Source organism: Candidatus Auribacterota bacterium (genome assembly GCA_026392035.1).
GTDB lineage: Bacteria > Auribacterota > Tritonobacteria > UBA1439 > UBA1439 > JAPLCX01.
The window spans coordinates 1-17,613 of the sequence record JAPLCX010000089.1; the positions used below are offsets into that span (position 1 = coordinate 1).

A 17,613-nucleotide genomic window follows, 5' to 3' on the forward strand; every position below is an offset into this window, starting at 1 on the left:
AATTCTTCGCACGTGCGCCGCAGCAGGTCAATATATTTGCTTTCAATATGCGTCGTCCCCCCCTTCAGCTTCCGCAGGATCGGCAGCAACAGCTTCTCCACGTTCACCACCACATCATTTTTAACATGTTCTTTCTCATGCCCGATCTGCTCGATCATCTCACCGAGGGCGATATTCTTTCTCTCGAGCGCCATTTTCCGCTCCCTCAGCCTGCCCTCGGACCCCCTGAGCGCTTTCTCCGTTTCTCTCCGTTCGTTGATTTCCTTCCGGAGCCTCTCATTTGTCCCGGCCAGCTTCGCCGTGCGCTCCTCCACCATCTCCTCCAGGCGCCGCTGGTACTTCTTGAGCTTCTCCTCGTCCTGCTTGCGCCTCGTGATATCCCAGAAGATCCCCAGTATGCCGGTGATCCTGCCCTTTTCATCCCTCACGGGCGTTTTGACTGTTTGAATAATTGATTCGCGCCTACCCTTCATATACCTTTCTTCGAAGTATTCTGTTTTTCCCGATCTCATTACCTGCCTGTCAACTTTCCTGTAACTTTCAGCAAGCTCTTTCTTGAATAAATCGAAATCCGTTTTCCCCACAATCTCTTCCGGTTTCATTTTCGCATCCCTGGCGAAGTTTTCGTTACACGATATATAGACCGAGTCAACGTTCTTATAGACGATTTTTTGAGGCAAATTTTCGAGCAATGTCCTGTATTTAAGCTCGCTCTTCCTGAGTCTTTCCGCCACCCGTTTCCGCTCACTGATATCGCGGACTATCACAATAATCTTCTTTTCTCCTCCGGCCTCCACAAAGGTGGCGCCACCTTCGATCATGATGATCTTCCCGTCCTTGCGTATCCCTTTTGCCTCAATACAACTCCCCCTCCTCACAACCTTATCTATACAAGAGGGGCTTATCATCGCCTCCACTTCGGCAGGAACAATGTCCCGGACACCCTTCCGTAGCATCTCATCACGTTTATAGCCCCACAACTCACAGGCTGCCTTGTTGACGTCAGCGAAGCTCCGATCGGTCCGCATGACAAAAATCCCATCCCTTATACTGTTGAAAATATTTCTGAACCACTCTTCGCTCTCCCTTAGTGTTTTCTCCGCAGCCATGCGCTCGCTTATGTCCCTGAGAACAGCGATCACGCTCGGTTGACCCTTGATTTCGACCAGCGTGCAGCTCACCTCAACGGGCACATAGCTCCCGTCCTTCCTCATATCCTGAGTCTCTACATACACGCCTTCCTGTACCGTACTCGGTTTGATAGTCCTTGCGAGTGTTTTTGCCACTTCCGGCGTCACAATTTCCGAGACGTCCATCTTGAGAAGCTCTTCCCTCGTATAGCCAAGTATGGCACATCCAGCCTTGTTCACATCGAGGATCTCGCCCGTCGGTTTCTCGATAAATATCGCGTCTTTCGTTAATTCAAATATCTTGCGGAACCGATCCTCGCTTTCCGCCAGCTCCGACGTGCGCCGCTTCACCATCTCCTCAAGGTGTTCCTGATATTTACTCAATTCATCTTCTATGCGCCTCCGCTCCGTGATATCCCGCGAGATGGCAATCACCCGCCTTTCGCCCCCTATCTCATTGAGCGTGCAGCTTACCTCGACAGGAATGAGCGTGCCGTCCTTGCGCATATTTTCAGTCTCTACATAAACGCCTTTCCTGACTGTATCCTTTTGAACCGACCGAGACAGTTTCGAAGCAATTTCAGGGGGGAGAATCGCTGCCACGTCCATTTTTAGCAGCTCTTTTTTCGAGTAGCCCAGCATCTGGCATGCGGCTTTATTCACATCAATGATCCTGCCCTCAGGCGTTTCTATAAAAACTGCATCCTTCAGGTCTTCAAAACATCTCCCGTACCATGAATCATCGCCTCCATATACATCATTCTCATGCAATCGACCGGCCTTCGACAACTTGATGGAACCGATCCATTCATCCGAAAGGTTACGCCCTCCAAAAGGCTTTTTTACTGCGCCATGCAAATTTTTCACCCTCTCACCCCCTTCCTAACTATTTCCGATAAGGTGAGCAATAGCTATCCATGCCTGTATCCATGCCTGCATAGAAAGTTAGTTTGACAAAATTCCAGTCATTGTTCAATCAAATACTGCTATCAAATACTGCTAGCTAAAGTTTCCCCACTTTTTAGAAACCAAGCTAGTGTCTTGTCACGGAAATTTCCAGCATATGTCTGTCATCGCGAGCGAAAGCGAAGCGATCTCAACATATTGGCAATCATGAGATTGCTTCGTCGTCCCGCTTAGCGGGACTCCTCGCAATGACAGGACTTTTGAATGCTACTTCCGAGACACCACACTAGTTTTTCACCACGGACCTGCCTGCCGGCGGGCAGGGACACGGAGAACCCACAGAGAAAGAACTACTGTAATGACCTATAGGCATTCATTCAGCCACGACTCCAAAACCATGTCGTTCCCGCAGAACTTGTCCTCGATAAATCGGGGAGCGGGAATCCAGTCCTCGACAAAGGATTACGCAATTCAATGCTGGATGCCTGCTGGAGTTTAGTGCAGTAGGACCAGGAATGTCCCGCCCCTGCGTTTTGTGCGGCCCTCCGGTCACACGGCGCGCTCGGCCCGGAACCAGTGCACCGTCTTCTTGCATATCCATACCAGCCCGAGCATCGCAGGGACTTCGATCAGCGCGCCCACCATCGGAGCGCAGCGAAACCATAGCTGGCGGGCATGACGGGGCGGTAAAGCAGAGAGAAGGAGGCAGGGATAAGGGAGAAGGGATTAGGGACAAGGGAAAAGAACTGGATATCTCGATTAAATCTACCTGCTCCCTTCCCCGGTAATGCAGTGAAAAGCGAGAAGTGTATAGTGAAAAGTGTTAGTCTTTTATTATCTTTCACTCTTCACTATTCACTTTTCACTCTCCACTGTAGTTATGGATATCCCAGAGCGTTGACAATTATTGATGGATTAAGGATATCGTTCAAAACGGTGAGGGATGGGCATAGGAAGATACTTATGATGGTTTCATAAATGGCCATAGCAGAGTAGCATCTACAAAACATTCTGCGATTTGAAAGCACATTGGGTTAATTCCAAAACATCCATGGACCGCCCCGGTTTGACACCAATAGCCCCGCTTGTTTCAAAACTCGCTCTTGCTGTTCGATGGCAGTCAGCTCATATTCATGCCTTTAGCTGCGAAGAGATGCTATTGGATTAAAAGATTGGCGTAGGGACTCCCTTCCATGCCGTCGTGCCGTCAACTTTATGAGCTCTTATAATCTCCCCCGAGATAACGTCCATATCCAGATATGCTACAGGCGTCCTCTTGGCTTCCAGGGCAAAAAGATTTGCCGCTGACAAGGACTCCCCCTTCTCTATTTCGACACGCACCAGAATGACTCTTCGAACATTTGCATTGCTATCCTCCGAAGGCATCCGGTGCAATGGAGCATGTCGAAGATGGCCGAAAGGGTGAAATACCCAATCGATGATCATTTGAAAAGTATGATGACGTTTATACAAGTGCCAATACTCCCCGGTATTAGCAATCATCCCCTGCATAACATAATTTACCGGCATTAAATAACCTAAGTACGTCTCATCCCTGTTTTGCTCATGTAATCTTTATAATTTTCACCATACTGATTTATCATGCGACGCTCTTCGTCTTTCGCGAGGAAATAATACAAACTGATCATCATCGCAAGCATCAGCAATGTTATAAATCGAGGCCACAAAATTGCCATTCCGATTCCACAGACAGACAGCCCTGAATATTGCGGATGTCGAATGATCCGATACAGTCCTTTAGTGACGACATGAGGATTGAAAATCTTGATTAAATACGAATGGATAACGCCGATAGGCCTGAATGATATGGTGCGCATCTTGTTGATCACGTATGACGGCATCCCCCCGCCGCGTTATGTCCCGTGCATGATGCTTGCTGGTCAAGCTCCACAAGCCGGTCAGCTATGAGCAAAGAGACCGCGTCCGCCACCGTTCGGCCGCTTGAGTGAAACACGCGGATACCCGCCCCGCGAAACCCGAGGAGTGCTCCCGTCCCGATGCCACTGACAATAACCGCATCGACCTTGCGCGCCCCCAGTGTCTTCAGCGGATTGCACATGCCATGAACGTGTTCCTGGTCGCGATTATTCAACACCTCGACTCCCATTGTCTCTGAATCAATCAGCAAGAACATCGGCGCGGACCCGAAATGACCATGCACCGGACTTTCAAGACCCTTATTCTCTTCGACTGGAATCGCAATGTTCATATGGCTGCCTCCTTTCGCTAATCTGCCTTTTTTCTGCTTTCCGTTTCTCCTCTTTCAGACGCGCCCACTGAGCCCCCTCCCGGCGTGGCGCCATCTCCATTGGGTATCGACGACGCCTTTCGCCATCTGACTCCGCGCCGACCTCCGAACCCGCGTCGCTGACCACAGCCGCACGGTCCGCCCCCCAATCCCTGCCGCGTGCCGACAGGCCCTGTTCCATCTCCTCGTGGCATGTTCATGCCTCCTTTCATTATCACGTTACCACCTTCCAGCCGAAGGGCCTTTCCATTCACCAGCGCCTCGGCGACTTTTTTATGCGCCGACTCGATGAGGCGTGAGAAAGTGGGGCGCGAAATATTCATGCTCGCCGCCGCCTTTTCCTGATACATGCCTCCGAGGTCAGCCAAGCGGAGCGCCTCCAGCTCATCGAGCGTGACAACAACCTCCTCTAATATTCGCAGTGGAATGCCCGCGGGTTTGAAGTATATTACCCCTGGTAAACAACAGATTCTTCTCAGGCATTGTGGTCTTGGCATAAAAGTCTCCATTATTAACACATACTATTATGAGCATATGTTCATTACATGTCAATAAATATATTCTTCCGAAATCACCATTGGGGGAGATATATAAGGCTGTAGCGTGTCAGCCTAAAAGCTCTACAACATTATTCTCCGTCTATTCATAAAAAACCGGAGAGGATCTTTTAAGATCCTCCCCGGGATATAATGATCAGGGTCATCTTTATAAGCAACATGCCAAGCACGTTTCTTGCAATCTGTCCAAATGACACGGCTATCCGCATTAAGATGTTGTGACCCATCTACCCTTGAAATGTTCTCTGAGCTGGCTATAACGCTGGCGATGTTCCATATCGTTAATGAATCTGTCTGCCCAAAGATCGGAAGGCGCAACCCAACCGCCCTCGCCCTTCTTCAATTCAACGACAAAGCGCATCAGCAGTGCAGAGGCAATATTATCAGCAGAAAGCATAAGCCGCTGTTTCTTCCTGGACAAACAATGGGTTATTGCTTCTTTTTAAAGCTGTCGGAAGGGTTTCCATAGGTCTCTCTGGATATGCGTATCGGAGATCGTTGTGCGAAGCCAAACTGAACTCCTTCAGATCGGCTCTGAATTTAACCTTTTGCTGAATCAACTGTTTGACCCTCCTCTTTAGAAGAGAGAGGACATGCTCATCAGCTTTAGGGAGAATCGCTCGTCTGATAGTCAAATCCATCGCCGCAGTAGGACGCAACTCCCCTCGCTCCCATCTAGCCATAGTATTGGAAGTCACACCCAATAGCTTTGCGAATTCCAGCTGGGTCAGGTCAATAGCCTGTCTCAGAAAGCGAATATCCTCGCCCACGAGAGGCTGAGGATTCAATATGATATCCACCCAAATGACATCCAAGAGCTCCTGCAGTTTGGGGACCTCGGGTATCGCAATATCTTTGTCCTGGATGCAATAGCTTATAGCGATATTGCCAATGTAAACATAGGACAATCCTGATTCAAGAAAATGATATTCTAATACTTTTTTCTTCTTTAAATTATTCCCACATTTCGGGCATTTCATTTTAAATCTCCTTTCTTTTAATCGGGTAGCACGTGATGAACACTACACTCTTCTCGCTCTCGAGCGAGAATATGAGCATACATCTTTCCTTAAATCTTTTGCCGGCTGAAGATCCCCAAAGGATGTATCTCCATTCCCTTGTCTTTTCGGTAGGCGCTTCCTTCCCAATTACCGTACCTGACCGTGCAATTGCCAATATCCTTTGGTAATTAAGCCCCCGATAGCCCCTTCTGCAATAACCATTAAGTTCGGGGCTAAATCGTATACGGTATTGTGAATTGTTCCTCTCCTGCTCCAATATCTTTTTAAGAAATTTCTCAGCCTGCGCTTTACTTTGCTCTGGAAGCCCGTCGTAGTCGGATAGGATAACAGTACGATGCGCCATTATATATAGCCTCGCGTGTAATATATACTATACGTCACGTATAGTCAATGACAAAATCTTGATTTTTATCGAAGCCTTTGAATAAACATTTTTTATGCCGTGCGAACCACCCTCCGCCACCTGGCTCCGGCAGGAATTCTCGACACACACAAAGAGAATACGCATTTTTTGTGTTATGACCTCGAAGCCTCACGCCGGAACCGGTGCGCCGTCTTCTTGCAGATCCACACAAGCCACAACATTGTGGGCACCTCGATGAGGACCCCGACCACCGTGGCGAGGGCCGCCCCCGAGGAGAGGCCGAAGAGGAGCGTGGCGGTCGCGATGGCGACCTCAAAGTGGTTGGAGGCTCCGATCATGGCGCTCGGGGCAGCGTCCTCATAGCTGAGGCGCATTACTTTTGCGAGGCCATAGGTGATCCAAAAGATCAGCATGGTCTGCAGGAATAGGGGGATCGCGAGCCAGAGAATGGTGAGCGGTTTCGAAGTGATGATCTCGCCCTTGAAGGAGAAGAGGAGCACCAGGGTGAGGAGGAGGGCAATGATCGTGACCGGGGTGAGGACGTGGAGGAACTTCTCCCTGAACCACGTGTCCCCCTTCGCCTGGATGACCCACTTCCGCGAGTAGTAGCCGGCCACAAGGGGCAGCGCCACGTAGATCGCGATGGAGAGCACGAGCGCCTGCCACGGGACGGGGATGCGGCCCACACCGAGGAGAAAGCCGCCGAGGGGACCGTAGAGGAAGAGCATGGAGAGGGAGTTGATCGCCACCATGACGAGCGTGTGGCCGTCGTTCCCCCGCGCGAGGTACCCCCACACGAGGACCATCGCCGTGCAGGGGGCGATCCCGAGGAGGATGCACCCGGCGAGGTAGCTCCGCCAGAGCGGCACCTCGATCATTTTCATCCCGCCGTGCATGACAACCTTACCCGCGCCGTACATCGCCCCGAGATCGAGATTGAGCCCGAACGGCATTTTCACGTAATCCATCGCATCCGCGCCGATAAACTTGATGAAGAGCGTCCCCAGGAAAAAGACGGCGATGGCGTACATGGTGAACGGCTTAATCGCCCAGTTCGCGAACAGCGTGAGGGCCACCGGCTTCGGCGTCCTGCCCGCGCTCACCACCTCGGCGAAATCTATCTTTACCATGATCGGGTACATCATAAAAAAGAGGCAGATGGCGATCGGGATAGAAACGACGGGGGCCCCGCCCACATAGATGGCGAGCCCGTCAAGGAAGGTAGCCACCCCCGGGGCGATCCGCCCCAGCCAGATCCCCGCAAAGATACAGAGGATGACCCATACCGTGAGGTATTTCTCGAATACCCCCAACCCGCGCTCGACCGGTTTAACTTCCACCCTCATATGAAAGTCCTCTTTTCTTATCGGCACGTAATGTCAAAAGATATTGTAAAGCAACCGCAGATTTCTCTGATTATTTATGCCTTTTCTGAGTAAATCAGTGGTGATTTATTCACCACAGATTGGCGCAGACTTCCTCCCCCCAAAAAATCTTCACAACTATCTGTGCAATCCGTGGTTGCATTCAGCTCTTTCATAGAACTTTTGACACTACCTATCGGCAGGGTAGGTATCTCGGCGCCTGTTATGAGGTTTTAACTGCTTTGACCTTGATGCTTGCGACAGAATCTTCAAGTTCCCGTATCTTCTCCGGGCTTGTTCCATACGCTTCGACAACCGCCTGCGCCGTCACGTCGTGGGCCATGTCTTCGATCGGGAATGCATGCTCCTCGAGGACCTCGATCCCTCCAAACCCCGCGGTTTTAATGGCGCCGAGATACTCGTCCTTGAGGACCGCTCCCGAGATGCATCCGACATACGCTGAGACGGAATCCCTGATCGCCGCCGGCAGTTCCCTGCGCAGCACGATGTCTGACACCATGAGCCTTCCGCCGGGCTTCAAGACCCGTAACGCCTCGCGGAATACCCGCGGCTTATCCGGTGACAGATTGATCACACAATTAGAGATCAAGACGTCCACGGAAGCGTCGGCGACAGGGAGCTTCTCAATCTCCCCGAGCCTGAACTCCACATTCCCCGCGCCCCACTTTCGCGCGTTCTCCCGCGCCTTCTCGACCATCTCGGTCGTCATATCTACGCCGATGACCCTCCCCCGCTCCCCCACTCTTCCCGAAGCGAGAAAACAATCGAATCCCCCGCCCGAACCAAGATCGAGAACGATCTCTCCCTTTTTCAGCGAAGCATGGGCGAGCGGGTTGCCGCACCCGAGGCCGAGGTTTGCCCCCTCGGGAGCCTCCTTAAGCTCATTTTTTGAGTAACCTATGTGCGTGCTTATGGACTCGGCCGTGCTGCCCGAACAGCACGAAGACGAAGGGCCGCAGCAAGAATCTTGTCCCTTCGCCACCTTCGCGTATGCCTCCCGCACAACCTCTCTTATGCGAATTTCATCCGGCGTCTCTTCTCTGCCTTTCATGTCATTCTCCCTTCAGGAATTTCTATTTCTCCATTTTCTGCCTCATCCATCCCATTGTTGAATAGCGCGGCCGTCGCATCCTGACTATGGTAAGCCCGCCCGGATGGCCGGTTCGTCACGGTACCGAACGATGGGCTTCACATCGTCCCCGTTTCACGCCTTGACCACAGCAGGAGCGTAGAGCTGAAAACGACCGTCACGCAGCCTGCCTCCTGAAAGATAACCGCAATAATCGGTGTCATCAATCCCAGGACACCCAGGGTGAGTCCGATGACATTGTAGATCATGGAAAAAAAGATATTCAGTTTGATTCGACGCAGGACTTTCGCCGACATCCACATGAAGTCGGCAACACCCGATATATCATCGTTCATAAGAGTGACGTCGGCTGTTTCTATGGCCACGTCCGTGCCTGCGGCGCCCATGGCGATTCCCACATCTGCCAAAGCCAGTGCCGGGGCATCGTTAACGCCGTCGCCGATCATTCCGACGATGTGGCCCTCGGCCCGCAGTTTTCTGACAAACTCCTGCTTCTGCTCGGGAAGCAGTTCGGCCTGGAAATCATCAACGCCGATCGCCCTGGCCACCGCTTCGGCAACCCGGGGATGATCGCCGGTCAGCATGGTAATTCTCTCAACTCCCATAGTCTTGAGTAACCGGATGGTTTCAGGGATCTCAGGACGGATCTCATCGGCAATCGCCAGCACGCCGATCACTTCATCGTTGTGCGCGACGAGGACGGCGGTGCGTCCCTGCTCCGATTGTTTGGCAATCTCGCGATCAACCCGAGTGACGATGGGCACACCGGCCTCCTGAAGGAAGGCCTGCTTCCCGACCAGAATGTTCGCGGTGTTCCATCGGGCCTCAACCCCCATGCCCGTCGCGCTCACAAAATGGTCCGGGTCGGGAATGTCGAGGTTCCTCTCTCTGCCGGCGGCCAGAATGGAACGCGCCAACGGATGCTCTGAATATTTTTCCGCGATGCATGCCATGCGCAGAATGTCCTCCGGGCCTTTGCCGTTGAAGGAGATGATGCCTTCAACCCTGGGCCTGCCGAAGGTGAATGTTCCCGTCTTGTCCACGAGGAGGTGGTTTATCTTATGGCCCAGTTCCAGGAAGATACCGCCTTTTATGAGGACCGCCCGGCGCGCCATATTGGAAACACCGGCGGTCACGGCGGTCGGCGTGGCAATGGCGAAGGCGCAGGGACACGCCACAAGCAGAACGGAAACGGCAACCCTGATATCGCCGGAAATGACAAAGGCGACGATCGCAAGCAGAACCACCGCAGGCAGAAACCATGTCGTGAAACGGTCCGCCATATTCTGAATGGGCGCGCGCGTGCCTTGCGCTTCCTGAACCAGGTGTACAATTCTTGCGAGGGTGGTGTTCTCTCCAACCTTTTCCGTGCGAATGTCGAGTCGGCCGGACTCGTTGAGTGTCCCGCTGAAAACACTGCTTCCCCGGAACTTCTCGACCGGCATGGACTCACCGGTGATCGGAGCCTGATTGACGCTGCTTGCGCCGGCGGTCACCACGCCGTCCACCGGGATTCGCGCGCCGGGCTTGACCACCACCACGTCACCCACCTGAAGCTCGGCAACCGGGACGACGACCTCTTCCCCCTGTCGGCGAACGGTCGCCATCCCGGGGGCAAAATTCAGAAGGTCGCGGATGCTCTTCCGGGTCTTGTCGAGGGTGTAGGACTCCAGCGCCCCGGCGGCGGCCATGATAAAAACGATGATGGCGGCGGGCCTGAACTCACCGACCGCCATTGTGGCCATGAGTGCGACCACGACAAACACGTTGACCGTGATTTTCCGCTTGAAAATATCCTTGAAGCCGGCAATGAACCTTTGAAAGCCGCCGAATATGACGGCCACAATGGCGAGCGCCGCATTGACGAAATGAGGGCCGATTCCCCAGTGAGCGAGAATCCAACTCGCCAGGGTCAGGACCGCGACAGCGGCCGGGACGATGGACAAGACGGCAAGGTCTTTATACGGGGTTGCATCGTGTCTTTGATGATTGCTCATCACGCAATGCTCCTGCCTTTCAGCCGCAACGGGATTTCGTGCAACGTCAACGACAGGATCAACCGCAGCACGAGCTTGTACTGTCATTCTACTTCAGTAAGGGGTCGCTTACGGTGGGTAATTCCACCCCCCACCCTATCCCTCCCCCTCCTGTGGGAGAGGGGGAAAAGATGAGACCCCCATAAGTGACCCCTTACTTACTTCCCGTCCTTCTCCCTGCCGTTATCCGATTGAGACGGGCCGCAACAGTTTTCTCCCGAGCCGCAGCACCCCCCGGTTTTGGTCATGGATTCCAATATCGCGGCCAGGAACCCTTTCCCCTTTTTCCTGTTTTTCGTCGCCGTTTCCTTTGTGTTCATTTCCATTGCCATACCCTCCTCTCCATTAGAATGTTACCAATAAATAGAATCCCGCGCAGACGAGCAGAACACCGGCGACGGTTCGGATCACGGCATCCGCCTTCTGCGCCTTGAGCGAAGCCTTTCCGAACGAAACTCCGAACAGGATGGCGCTGAGCGGCAGGCTGAATCCGACCGCAAAAGCGGCCATGAGCGCCATGCCCCACAGGATTCGCCCCATCAGCACACTGGCGCCGATGACGATAAAAATGCCCGGATTACACGGCAACGAGCATGCCGCCACACCGCCGCCAAGAAACAGTCCCCCCAGTGCGGCGCCCATCTTTCCTCCTGAGGCCGAAGGCGCGCCGTCCTTTCGGGTGCGGCCCGGCAGCCTGAACGGGAGCAGTTTCAAAGTGGCCAGCCCCAGGATTACCGCTACGGCCCCTGCGAACAGTTTCCAGTACCGTCCAAGAAACGCCTGCGCCGTCTGACCGACAAGCCCGGCCACAAACCCGAGAATAATCAGCGCCAGCGTGGCGCCGATCAGGAACCATACCGCTGACGTAAATGCCGAACGCCGGTCCACATCCTGCCGCGTGCCCGAATAGGCCACCAGCATGCCCATCGCCGGCAAGGTGCAACAAGCGCTCGCCACCGCGCTGACCAATCCCAGCAGGAAGGCCAGCGGCAAGGCCGCCGGCCCCGTGCTGGCCGCTTGAAGTGCGTCTGTAACCCACTGCAGCATGTGAAATATCCCTTATTTGCATCACCTGGGGCAGCATCCGGATTTGGCCGATGAACCGCACCCGCCCCCACTCGATGCGCCCACAAAAGCCTGGACAAGCTTCGTTTCCGTAATCTCCCCGGAAACCGCTTTCATCCCGCGCCCCTTGACCATCGCGAGCACTCCCGGCACAGCCACTTGCGCCGTTATCCGCTCATAGTCGCGCCCGCCCGGCTTCAGAGTGAAGACGCCGAGCTTACTTCCTCGGGCTTCAATCGTCCGCACCGCGCTCTGGATTTGCGCCGTCGGCGCATTCCCGGCTTTCTCTTTCCTGTCGGGCAGGAAAACGAAGACCGCATTCGTGTCGGCGGCAACCGTGTTCAGCTCGGAAAGCGCGCTGATTTCCTTCCCGGCTGCCGTGTCCGCAGTGGCTGGCGCATTATTCGTCGCGGAAGAGATGTCGCCGGTCGCAAAGCCTGCCACGGACTTATCGGCAGATACTACGTTGCCCTTAATCACGGCCCGCGCTGCCATCGCCGCCGCCGCAACCAGCACGACCGATCCCACAACCCAACGCATTCGACCCGAAATCCCTGTGGCGTGGCAACCGCATTCGGGCCCACATGCCTCGGCCTGCTGCTTCAGCAATTCCCTATTGTCTTCATGTTTATGGTCTTCATACGACGTTTTCATTGCTCATATCTCCTTGTGTGTATTGTTTTCAAACACAACAGCCCTTTGTGCCCGGCGACGCTTCGCTGCAATCGTATTCTTCTGTTCCCTATCACATCGCTGTTTCGAACAATTGCCGGCGGCAATCCAAGCGCCTTCACGGCTTGCAGAAGATCCTCTGGCAGAGGGCGTCCAAACCTTCCCCGCAAATCCGCTTGAGGCGCTTCTGGTCCGCCAGAATCTCAGCGGTCTCTTTCATGTCGCTGAACAGCGGAGCGAGTATCTTGCCTGCCGAGGGTGGCCTGAACTCCTTCGACAACCGATAGTACATCCACCTCCCTTCCTTGCGGCTGTCTATGAGTCGCGCAGACCGCAGGATCGTCAGATGCTTGGATACGGTAGACGGCGCCAGTTTCAGCAAGGCGATGAGCTGACAGACGCAAAGCTCGCCTCCCTTAAGCGCATACAGAATCCGCATCCGTTTCTCGTCGGCAAGCGCCTTGAGCATATCCATGATGTCCCGCATGGAAGCCTCCATTATTTCGTTATGTGGCTAAATATACTATATTTGCTGAGCCGTGTCAATACTCGATTTGTTTTCTTGATTTGTTTTCTGAGCATAGCCACTGACCATTTTCTACAAAATCCCGTTTCGATAAATGGGGACAGAGTAGCAACTTTGAAGGATCGCTCCTCAGGGCAGTCGCAAAGGCTATGCAGGATAGGTACCCGCATCTCCTGCAATTTGTCCGGCGCAAAACCTTGTAAATGTCCAGGACATCGGGAAGATGTTTCCTTCCTTCGAACTTCGGCTCTATTTTGTCTTTTCGATCCCAGATCTCATTCACTGTTTGCAGAATAGCATACGCAAGTTTCTCAGCCTCTTCCCTGTCATGAACAGGCGCAATAATAATCTCATGAGGTCTGAATGCATACTTTTTCTCGCCGTTATTCCACAACAAGACCTTCGCGTCATTATTGTAGTCAGCGCATTTGAGCTCGGCGTTCAGGTAGGGGAACGCCCCGGCGATATCATCATATAGATTGATTCTCGCGCGATACCATGTGGCGTTTGGAACACAGTCGGGAGTGGCTAGATTCATATCAAAACCGCTAATAAGTTGCATGGCCCGTGTTCTTCTCCCCTGTAGATTTGTTATCGCAAGACTTCGGCCGGTATTTCAAGTATTTACAAAGGGTCAAATATGCGGGTTCTTCCCCATTCCCCGAGAGCCTGCTCCTGATCGGCCCTCTGTCAGAGTGTGCCGCCCTTGCCACCATCAAGGGCGCCTTTCATACCCGCGTTTTTGCTGCGCACCACAGCCGGATAGATGACATCCCTCAGAAATACGAGAGCCTCCTGCTCATCGCGATCAATGACGATGGCCTGGAGACAAGCAAAATCCCCTTCGGAAAAATTTACCGTTATCATTGCGTCCACTCGCTCCTGCACTTACGTAAAAACGGAGATGAAAGGCCTCAGCGCGAATCCCGGCCCTTCGCAATCTTAGCATACCCCCCACGGACGATCTGCCGTATGCGGGTTCATCCTGAGTATCTTCTCCGCCTGTCATCTCATTCTCCCTTACGAAGCTTCTTCTCCTCAGTTTTCTTTCTCACCCATTCAACCATTGCCCGCCCCTTATCCATCTGGACGCGCTCCTCCTCCGTCCTCGGCTCTTTCTCAGGATGCGTCACGCGCCAGGTGATTTTCCCGCTGAGCGGCGGTTTCCTGAGCGCCCCGGTGTCGAAGAGCCGGTACCCGCGGAACTCCGTTGGCTCCTCCTGGTAACATGCGCTGACGGCTTCCCGTACCAGATCAACCGATCCCTCATTCAGAAGATCGATCAGGGTAATCTGCTCCCGGAACCGCTCGATGTGCTCCATGGATATATTGAAGAGGTACGGGGTCGGGGAGCGCGTTCCGATGATCCTCTTCCGCTCATCCACACCGTTCTTGATCAGCGCCGCGACCGCCTCTCCCGTGAGATGCCCCGGCGACTCGGGCCCCATCTGGATGAGGTAGCGGATGTTGGGGTTCGCCGTGACGTTGAGGATCACCTTCTCCAGGCCGATATTCTCCGTCTGGAGGGTGCCGGCAAGCGCCGCGCCTGTCTCCACCGCCACGCGCACAAGCATCTCATAGTCTGGAGGCGTCTCCTCCCTCCGGCGGTTGAGGATCACGCAGACAGCAACCGGGGAATAGTCGTTCCCCCTGAGGTAGCACCCTTCCTCGGGTGGATACTCCGGCGCCGGTTCGGCTTTGTATATTTCTGCCATCTCCTATCCTCTCCACATATCAATCAAAACGCGAAGGGGCTCAGTCGGCCCGTGCCAATAATGCAACTACTTCTTCTTGAACATATGTCATCAAAGCGTCAGGATCCTTCTCCACCAGATCCCATGTTTTACTGAGACGTTTCCATTCTTTTTCCTGACCGTTCTGGAATCGCGCTATTACCAGCGATGGGAAGGGTAATTGGTAATGTTTGATATAACGATTATTTTGAGGTTGATCATAATCGATCGATTTCCACACAAGCTTGCCGCTTTTCAATTCAGATGCGAATAGCCCATCCATTGTAGCCTTTGACAACCGCTCGATTTCAAGACATGCCTGACAGCGAATGGCGCCATGGAAATAAGTTGCCACAACCATGCCCTTCTCCGGCATAGCGGAAGCCATGCCGCCGACCAGCCGTTCCTTCACCCGGCTACTTGCCATGCAGGCGGAAAGGAATGGAAGAACCACCAGCAGGATCCAAGCATCCCGGCGACTTCGCTTCAATTGTGCGCTCATCGCGAGCTTATAATTTCTCAAATCGCGGCAAGATAGATCCGTGATTCCTGCCCGCGACATATTACTAGGCAGTGTAGATCAAATAAAATCCGCCCAGAATTACCAGTATGCCGCAGATCCTTTTAAGAACGACAGCCCCTCTGGAACGTTCATTCCAGTTTAAATAATGCTGGACGATTTCGGTAAAGGTACCTGCCAGAACGATGACCGAGCAATGACCAAACGCATAAAATAGCAGCAGAAACCCGCCATATGTTCTCGCGAGTTTAAAGGTTATCCCAAGAATCGGCGCCATATACGCAAATGTGCACGGCCCCAGTGCAATGCCGAAGGCCAGACCGAGGATAAAGGCGGCAAACATTCCCTTCCGCTTCAAGCCGACTTGGGCCGGCCCCGACCAGGGCATGGGAATGATGTCCAGCAGATGCAAACCCACGACAAAGAAGATGGCGGCGACGAGATAATTTCCATAAGGGCCTATGTCCCCCATCATCCTGCCTGCCAGAGCCGTGATCACCCCTATAGCAGCGATCGTTATGAGAATGCCAAATGCAAAGAGGAGCGCGATGACAAACGCCCGTCGCGTCGAGATTCGCCCCTGCTCGTCGATAAACCCGACAATAAGGGGAATACTCGCGAGATGGCAGGGACTCAGGAGTATGCTCAAAACCCCCCACGCAAACGACGCACCCAGTGCGACGAGGGGCGCGCCTTCCACTGCGTGCGTCAGGAATGTGAACAGCCTTTCCATCTCCTGATCCTTTCTCTATTTCGCGTGCTTCACAGCTAAATCAACGCCGAGCTCCTTCCACTTCTTCAATATGTCCTCTTTTGAAAAGAACCCCACATGCCGGTAGAGCTCCTTCCCTGAGGCATTCAGGAAGACCTGCGTGGGGATCATACGTATGCCATATTTTCTAGCTGCCTCAGGTTTCTCCCCGACGTCGATGAACTCCACATGCATCCGGCCCGCATATTCCTTCTTCAGTTCCTCCAGGATCGGCGCCATCATCTTGCACGGGATGCAAAAGGTGCGCCCGAGGTCGATCAGGCTCGGTATCCCCGGGGCGGCCTGGCTCTTTGCCTCAGGGGCTTTTCCTCCGCCTGGAGCGTCACCCCCGTCAGAGCAACCGATAACCAATACGAGAAATATACAGGTCACTACCGCTGTAGCCATGCTTGGCAACAACTTCCTCTCCATGAGATTCATAGGTATATCCAATCCTTTCATGCGAACATTCCGAAAATCATGCCTACGATTGTGGACATCATCACAACAAGAGCGACGAACACGACTGTTTTCTTCGTCCCCAGAATGGTCTGGATGACCAGCACACTCGGGATGGAGAGCGCCGGCCCCGCGAGAAGGAGAGCCAGCGAGGGACCCTTCGCCATCCCCAGCTTCTGGAGCGCCTGAACGATGGGGATCTCCGTGAGCGTCGCGAAATACCAGCACGCCCCGATGAACGAGGCGACGAAGTTGGAGACGAACCCGTTGTCACCGACAAGACCCGCCACCGCCCGCTCCGGGATGAGCGCGGAGACGAAGCCCGTGACGAAGACGCCGCCGAAAAGGAGCGGGACGATCATCTTGGCGAAGCTCCATGTCTGGGACATCCAGGCGTCGAACTCCCCGCGCGTGAACCAGAAAACGCACATCGCGGCGACGGCGAGCCCCATCACGCCCGCGAGCTGCCAGCGGACGCGGTGGATCTTCACGGTGAGACTCTGCTCCTGAGAGATCGAGCGGATATCCTCCCTCCGGATCTCCACCTGCTCGCCCGCCTCGCCGTTTTCGATCACCTGGAAGTTCACGATGTCGCGCGTGTCGTACCGCACGCTCCCGCGCAGCTCCCGGCCGTCGTTCAGGACGACGGTGAAATTGCCGGGGGTGGACCAGTCGGAGAATACCAGGAAGAGCACGAGGGAGAGGAAGAAGAGGGACGTCTTCCAGAGGGGGCGAGCGGGGGGCGGTTCTTCGAGGGCGAACCCCTCCGCTCTGCGCGTCTCGCCCCTTCGGAATATGCCCGCCATGAGGAGGCCGATGACGACGGCGAAGACGATCGACCCGACCGCCCGCCAAAGACCGATGTCGAAGCCGAGGACGCGCGCCGTAAGGAATATCGCCATCACGTTGATCGCCGGGCCGGAGTAGAGGAACGCGCACGCGGGGCCGAGCCCCGCGCCCATCGTGTAGATGCCCGCGAACATCGGCAGCACGCTGCACGAGCAGACCGCGAGGACGCAGCCGGAGACGGAGGCAACGCCGTAGGCGACGACCTTGTTCGATCGGGGGCCGAGGTGATTCATGACGGAGGCCTGCGACAGGAACGTCGCGATCGCTCCCGCAATGAAC

Annotated in this window: 20 protein-coding genes; all 20 read right to left on the minus strand. The window is 54.1% G+C overall.

The window, feature by feature from the left end:
* Positions 1-1,997 (minus strand): PAS domain S-box protein (locus NTX71_09835; protein MCX6340198.1); only part of this gene is annotated, 1,997 nt, incomplete at its 3' end.
* A 1,203-nt stretch (positions 1,998-3,200) separates the two neighbouring features.
* Complete coding sequence (locus NTX71_09840; protein MCX6340199.1) at positions 3,201-3,377, minus strand: hypothetical protein; 177 nt, start codon at positions 3,375-3,377, stop codon at positions 3,201-3,203.
* A 505-nt stretch (positions 3,378-3,882) separates the two neighbouring features.
* Positions 3,883-4,266: a diguanylate cyclase gene (locus tag NTX71_09845; GenBank protein ID MCX6340200.1), complete on the minus strand. Its 384-nt coding sequence runs from the start codon at positions 4,264-4,266 to the stop codon at positions 3,883-3,885.
* A 17-nt stretch (positions 4,267-4,283) separates the two neighbouring features.
* Positions 4,284-4,802 carry a DUF134 domain-containing protein gene (locus NTX71_09850; GenBank protein ID MCX6340201.1) on the minus strand — a complete coding sequence of 173 codons (519 nt, stop codon included), beginning with the start codon at positions 4,800-4,802 and terminating at the stop codon, positions 4,284-4,286.
* 443 nt (positions 4,803-5,245) lie between these two features.
* The gene (locus tag NTX71_09855; GenBank protein MCX6340202.1) at positions 5,246-5,842 is read right to left on the minus strand and encodes a type II toxin-antitoxin system MqsA family antitoxin; all 597 of its coding nucleotides are present in this window, start codon (positions 5,840-5,842) and stop codon (positions 5,246-5,248) included.
* A 1-nt stretch (position 5,843) separates the two neighbouring features.
* A complete protein-coding gene (locus NTX71_09860; GenBank protein MCX6340203.1) occupies positions 5,844-6,227 on the minus strand; it encodes a hypothetical protein in 384 nt (127 codons plus the stop codon).
* Between the two features lie 173 nt (positions 6,228-6,400).
* On the minus strand, positions 6,401-7,594 hold the full coding sequence (gene arsB / locus NTX71_09865) for an ACR3 family arsenite efflux transporter (GenBank protein MCX6340204.1): 1,194 nt from the start codon (positions 7,592-7,594) through the stop codon (positions 6,401-6,403).
* A gap of 241 nt (positions 7,595-7,835) precedes the next feature.
* Positions 7,836-8,684, minus strand: coding sequence for an arsenite methyltransferase (gene arsM, locus NTX71_09870; GenBank protein ID MCX6340205.1), 849 nt, complete (start codon positions 8,682-8,684; stop codon positions 7,836-7,838).
* Positions 8,685-8,821: 137 nt separating this feature from the next.
* Positions 8,822-10,720 carry a cation-translocating P-type ATPase gene (locus tag NTX71_09875; GenBank protein MCX6340206.1) on the minus strand — a complete coding sequence of 633 codons (1,899 nt, stop codon included), beginning with the start codon at positions 10,718-10,720 and terminating at the stop codon, positions 8,822-8,824.
* 197 nt (positions 10,721-10,917) lie between these two features.
* Positions 10,918-11,085: a hypothetical protein gene (locus tag NTX71_09880; protein MCX6340207.1), complete on the minus strand. Its 168-nt coding sequence runs from the start codon at positions 11,083-11,085 to the stop codon at positions 10,918-10,920.
* A gap of 19 nt (positions 11,086-11,104) precedes the next feature.
* A complete protein-coding gene (locus NTX71_09885; protein MCX6340208.1) occupies positions 11,105-11,806 on the minus strand; it encodes a sulfite exporter TauE/SafE family protein in 702 nt (233 codons plus the stop codon).
* Between the two features lie 21 nt (positions 11,807-11,827).
* Positions 11,828-12,364, minus strand: a complete 537-nt coding sequence (locus NTX71_09890) for a hypothetical protein (protein MCX6340209.1) — start codon at positions 12,362-12,364, stop codon at positions 11,828-11,830.
* A gap of 250 nt (positions 12,365-12,614) precedes the next feature.
* Positions 12,615-12,983 carry a metalloregulator ArsR/SmtB family transcription factor gene (locus tag NTX71_09895; protein ID MCX6340210.1) on the minus strand — a complete coding sequence of 123 codons (369 nt, stop codon included), beginning with the start codon at positions 12,981-12,983 and terminating at the stop codon, positions 12,615-12,617.
* Between the two features lie 55 nt (positions 12,984-13,038).
* A complete protein-coding gene (locus NTX71_09900; GenBank protein MCX6340211.1) occupies positions 13,039-13,584 on the minus strand; it encodes a Fe-S cluster protein in 546 nt (181 codons plus the stop codon).
* Between the two features lie 128 nt (positions 13,585-13,712).
* Positions 13,713-13,889 carry a hypothetical protein gene (locus tag NTX71_09905; GenBank protein MCX6340212.1) on the minus strand — a complete coding sequence of 59 codons (177 nt, stop codon included), beginning with the start codon at positions 13,887-13,889 and terminating at the stop codon, positions 13,713-13,715.
* Between the two features lie 143 nt (positions 13,890-14,032).
* The gene (locus NTX71_09910; GenBank protein MCX6340213.1) at positions 14,033-14,737 is read right to left on the minus strand and encodes a tetrahydromethanopterin S-methyltransferase subunit A; all 705 of its coding nucleotides are present in this window, start codon (positions 14,735-14,737) and stop codon (positions 14,033-14,035) included.
* A 40-nt stretch (positions 14,738-14,777) separates the two neighbouring features.
* On the minus strand, positions 14,778-15,257 hold the full coding sequence (locus NTX71_09915; GenBank protein ID MCX6340214.1) for a nitrophenyl compound nitroreductase subunit ArsF family protein: 480 nt from the start codon (positions 15,255-15,257) through the stop codon (positions 14,778-14,780).
* A gap of 64 nt (positions 15,258-15,321) precedes the next feature.
* Positions 15,322-16,008 (minus strand): cytochrome C biogenesis protein, encoded by a 687-nt coding sequence (locus tag NTX71_09920; protein ID MCX6340215.1) that lies wholly within the window; start codon positions 16,006-16,008, stop codon positions 15,322-15,324.
* Between the two features lie 15 nt (positions 16,009-16,023).
* Positions 16,024-16,434, minus strand: a complete 411-nt coding sequence (locus NTX71_09925) for a thioredoxin family protein (GenBank protein ID MCX6340216.1) — start codon at positions 16,432-16,434, stop codon at positions 16,024-16,026.
* Between the two features lie 50 nt (positions 16,435-16,484).
* Positions 16,485-17,613 (minus strand): permease (locus NTX71_09930; protein MCX6340217.1); only part of this gene is annotated, 1,129 nt, incomplete at its 5' end.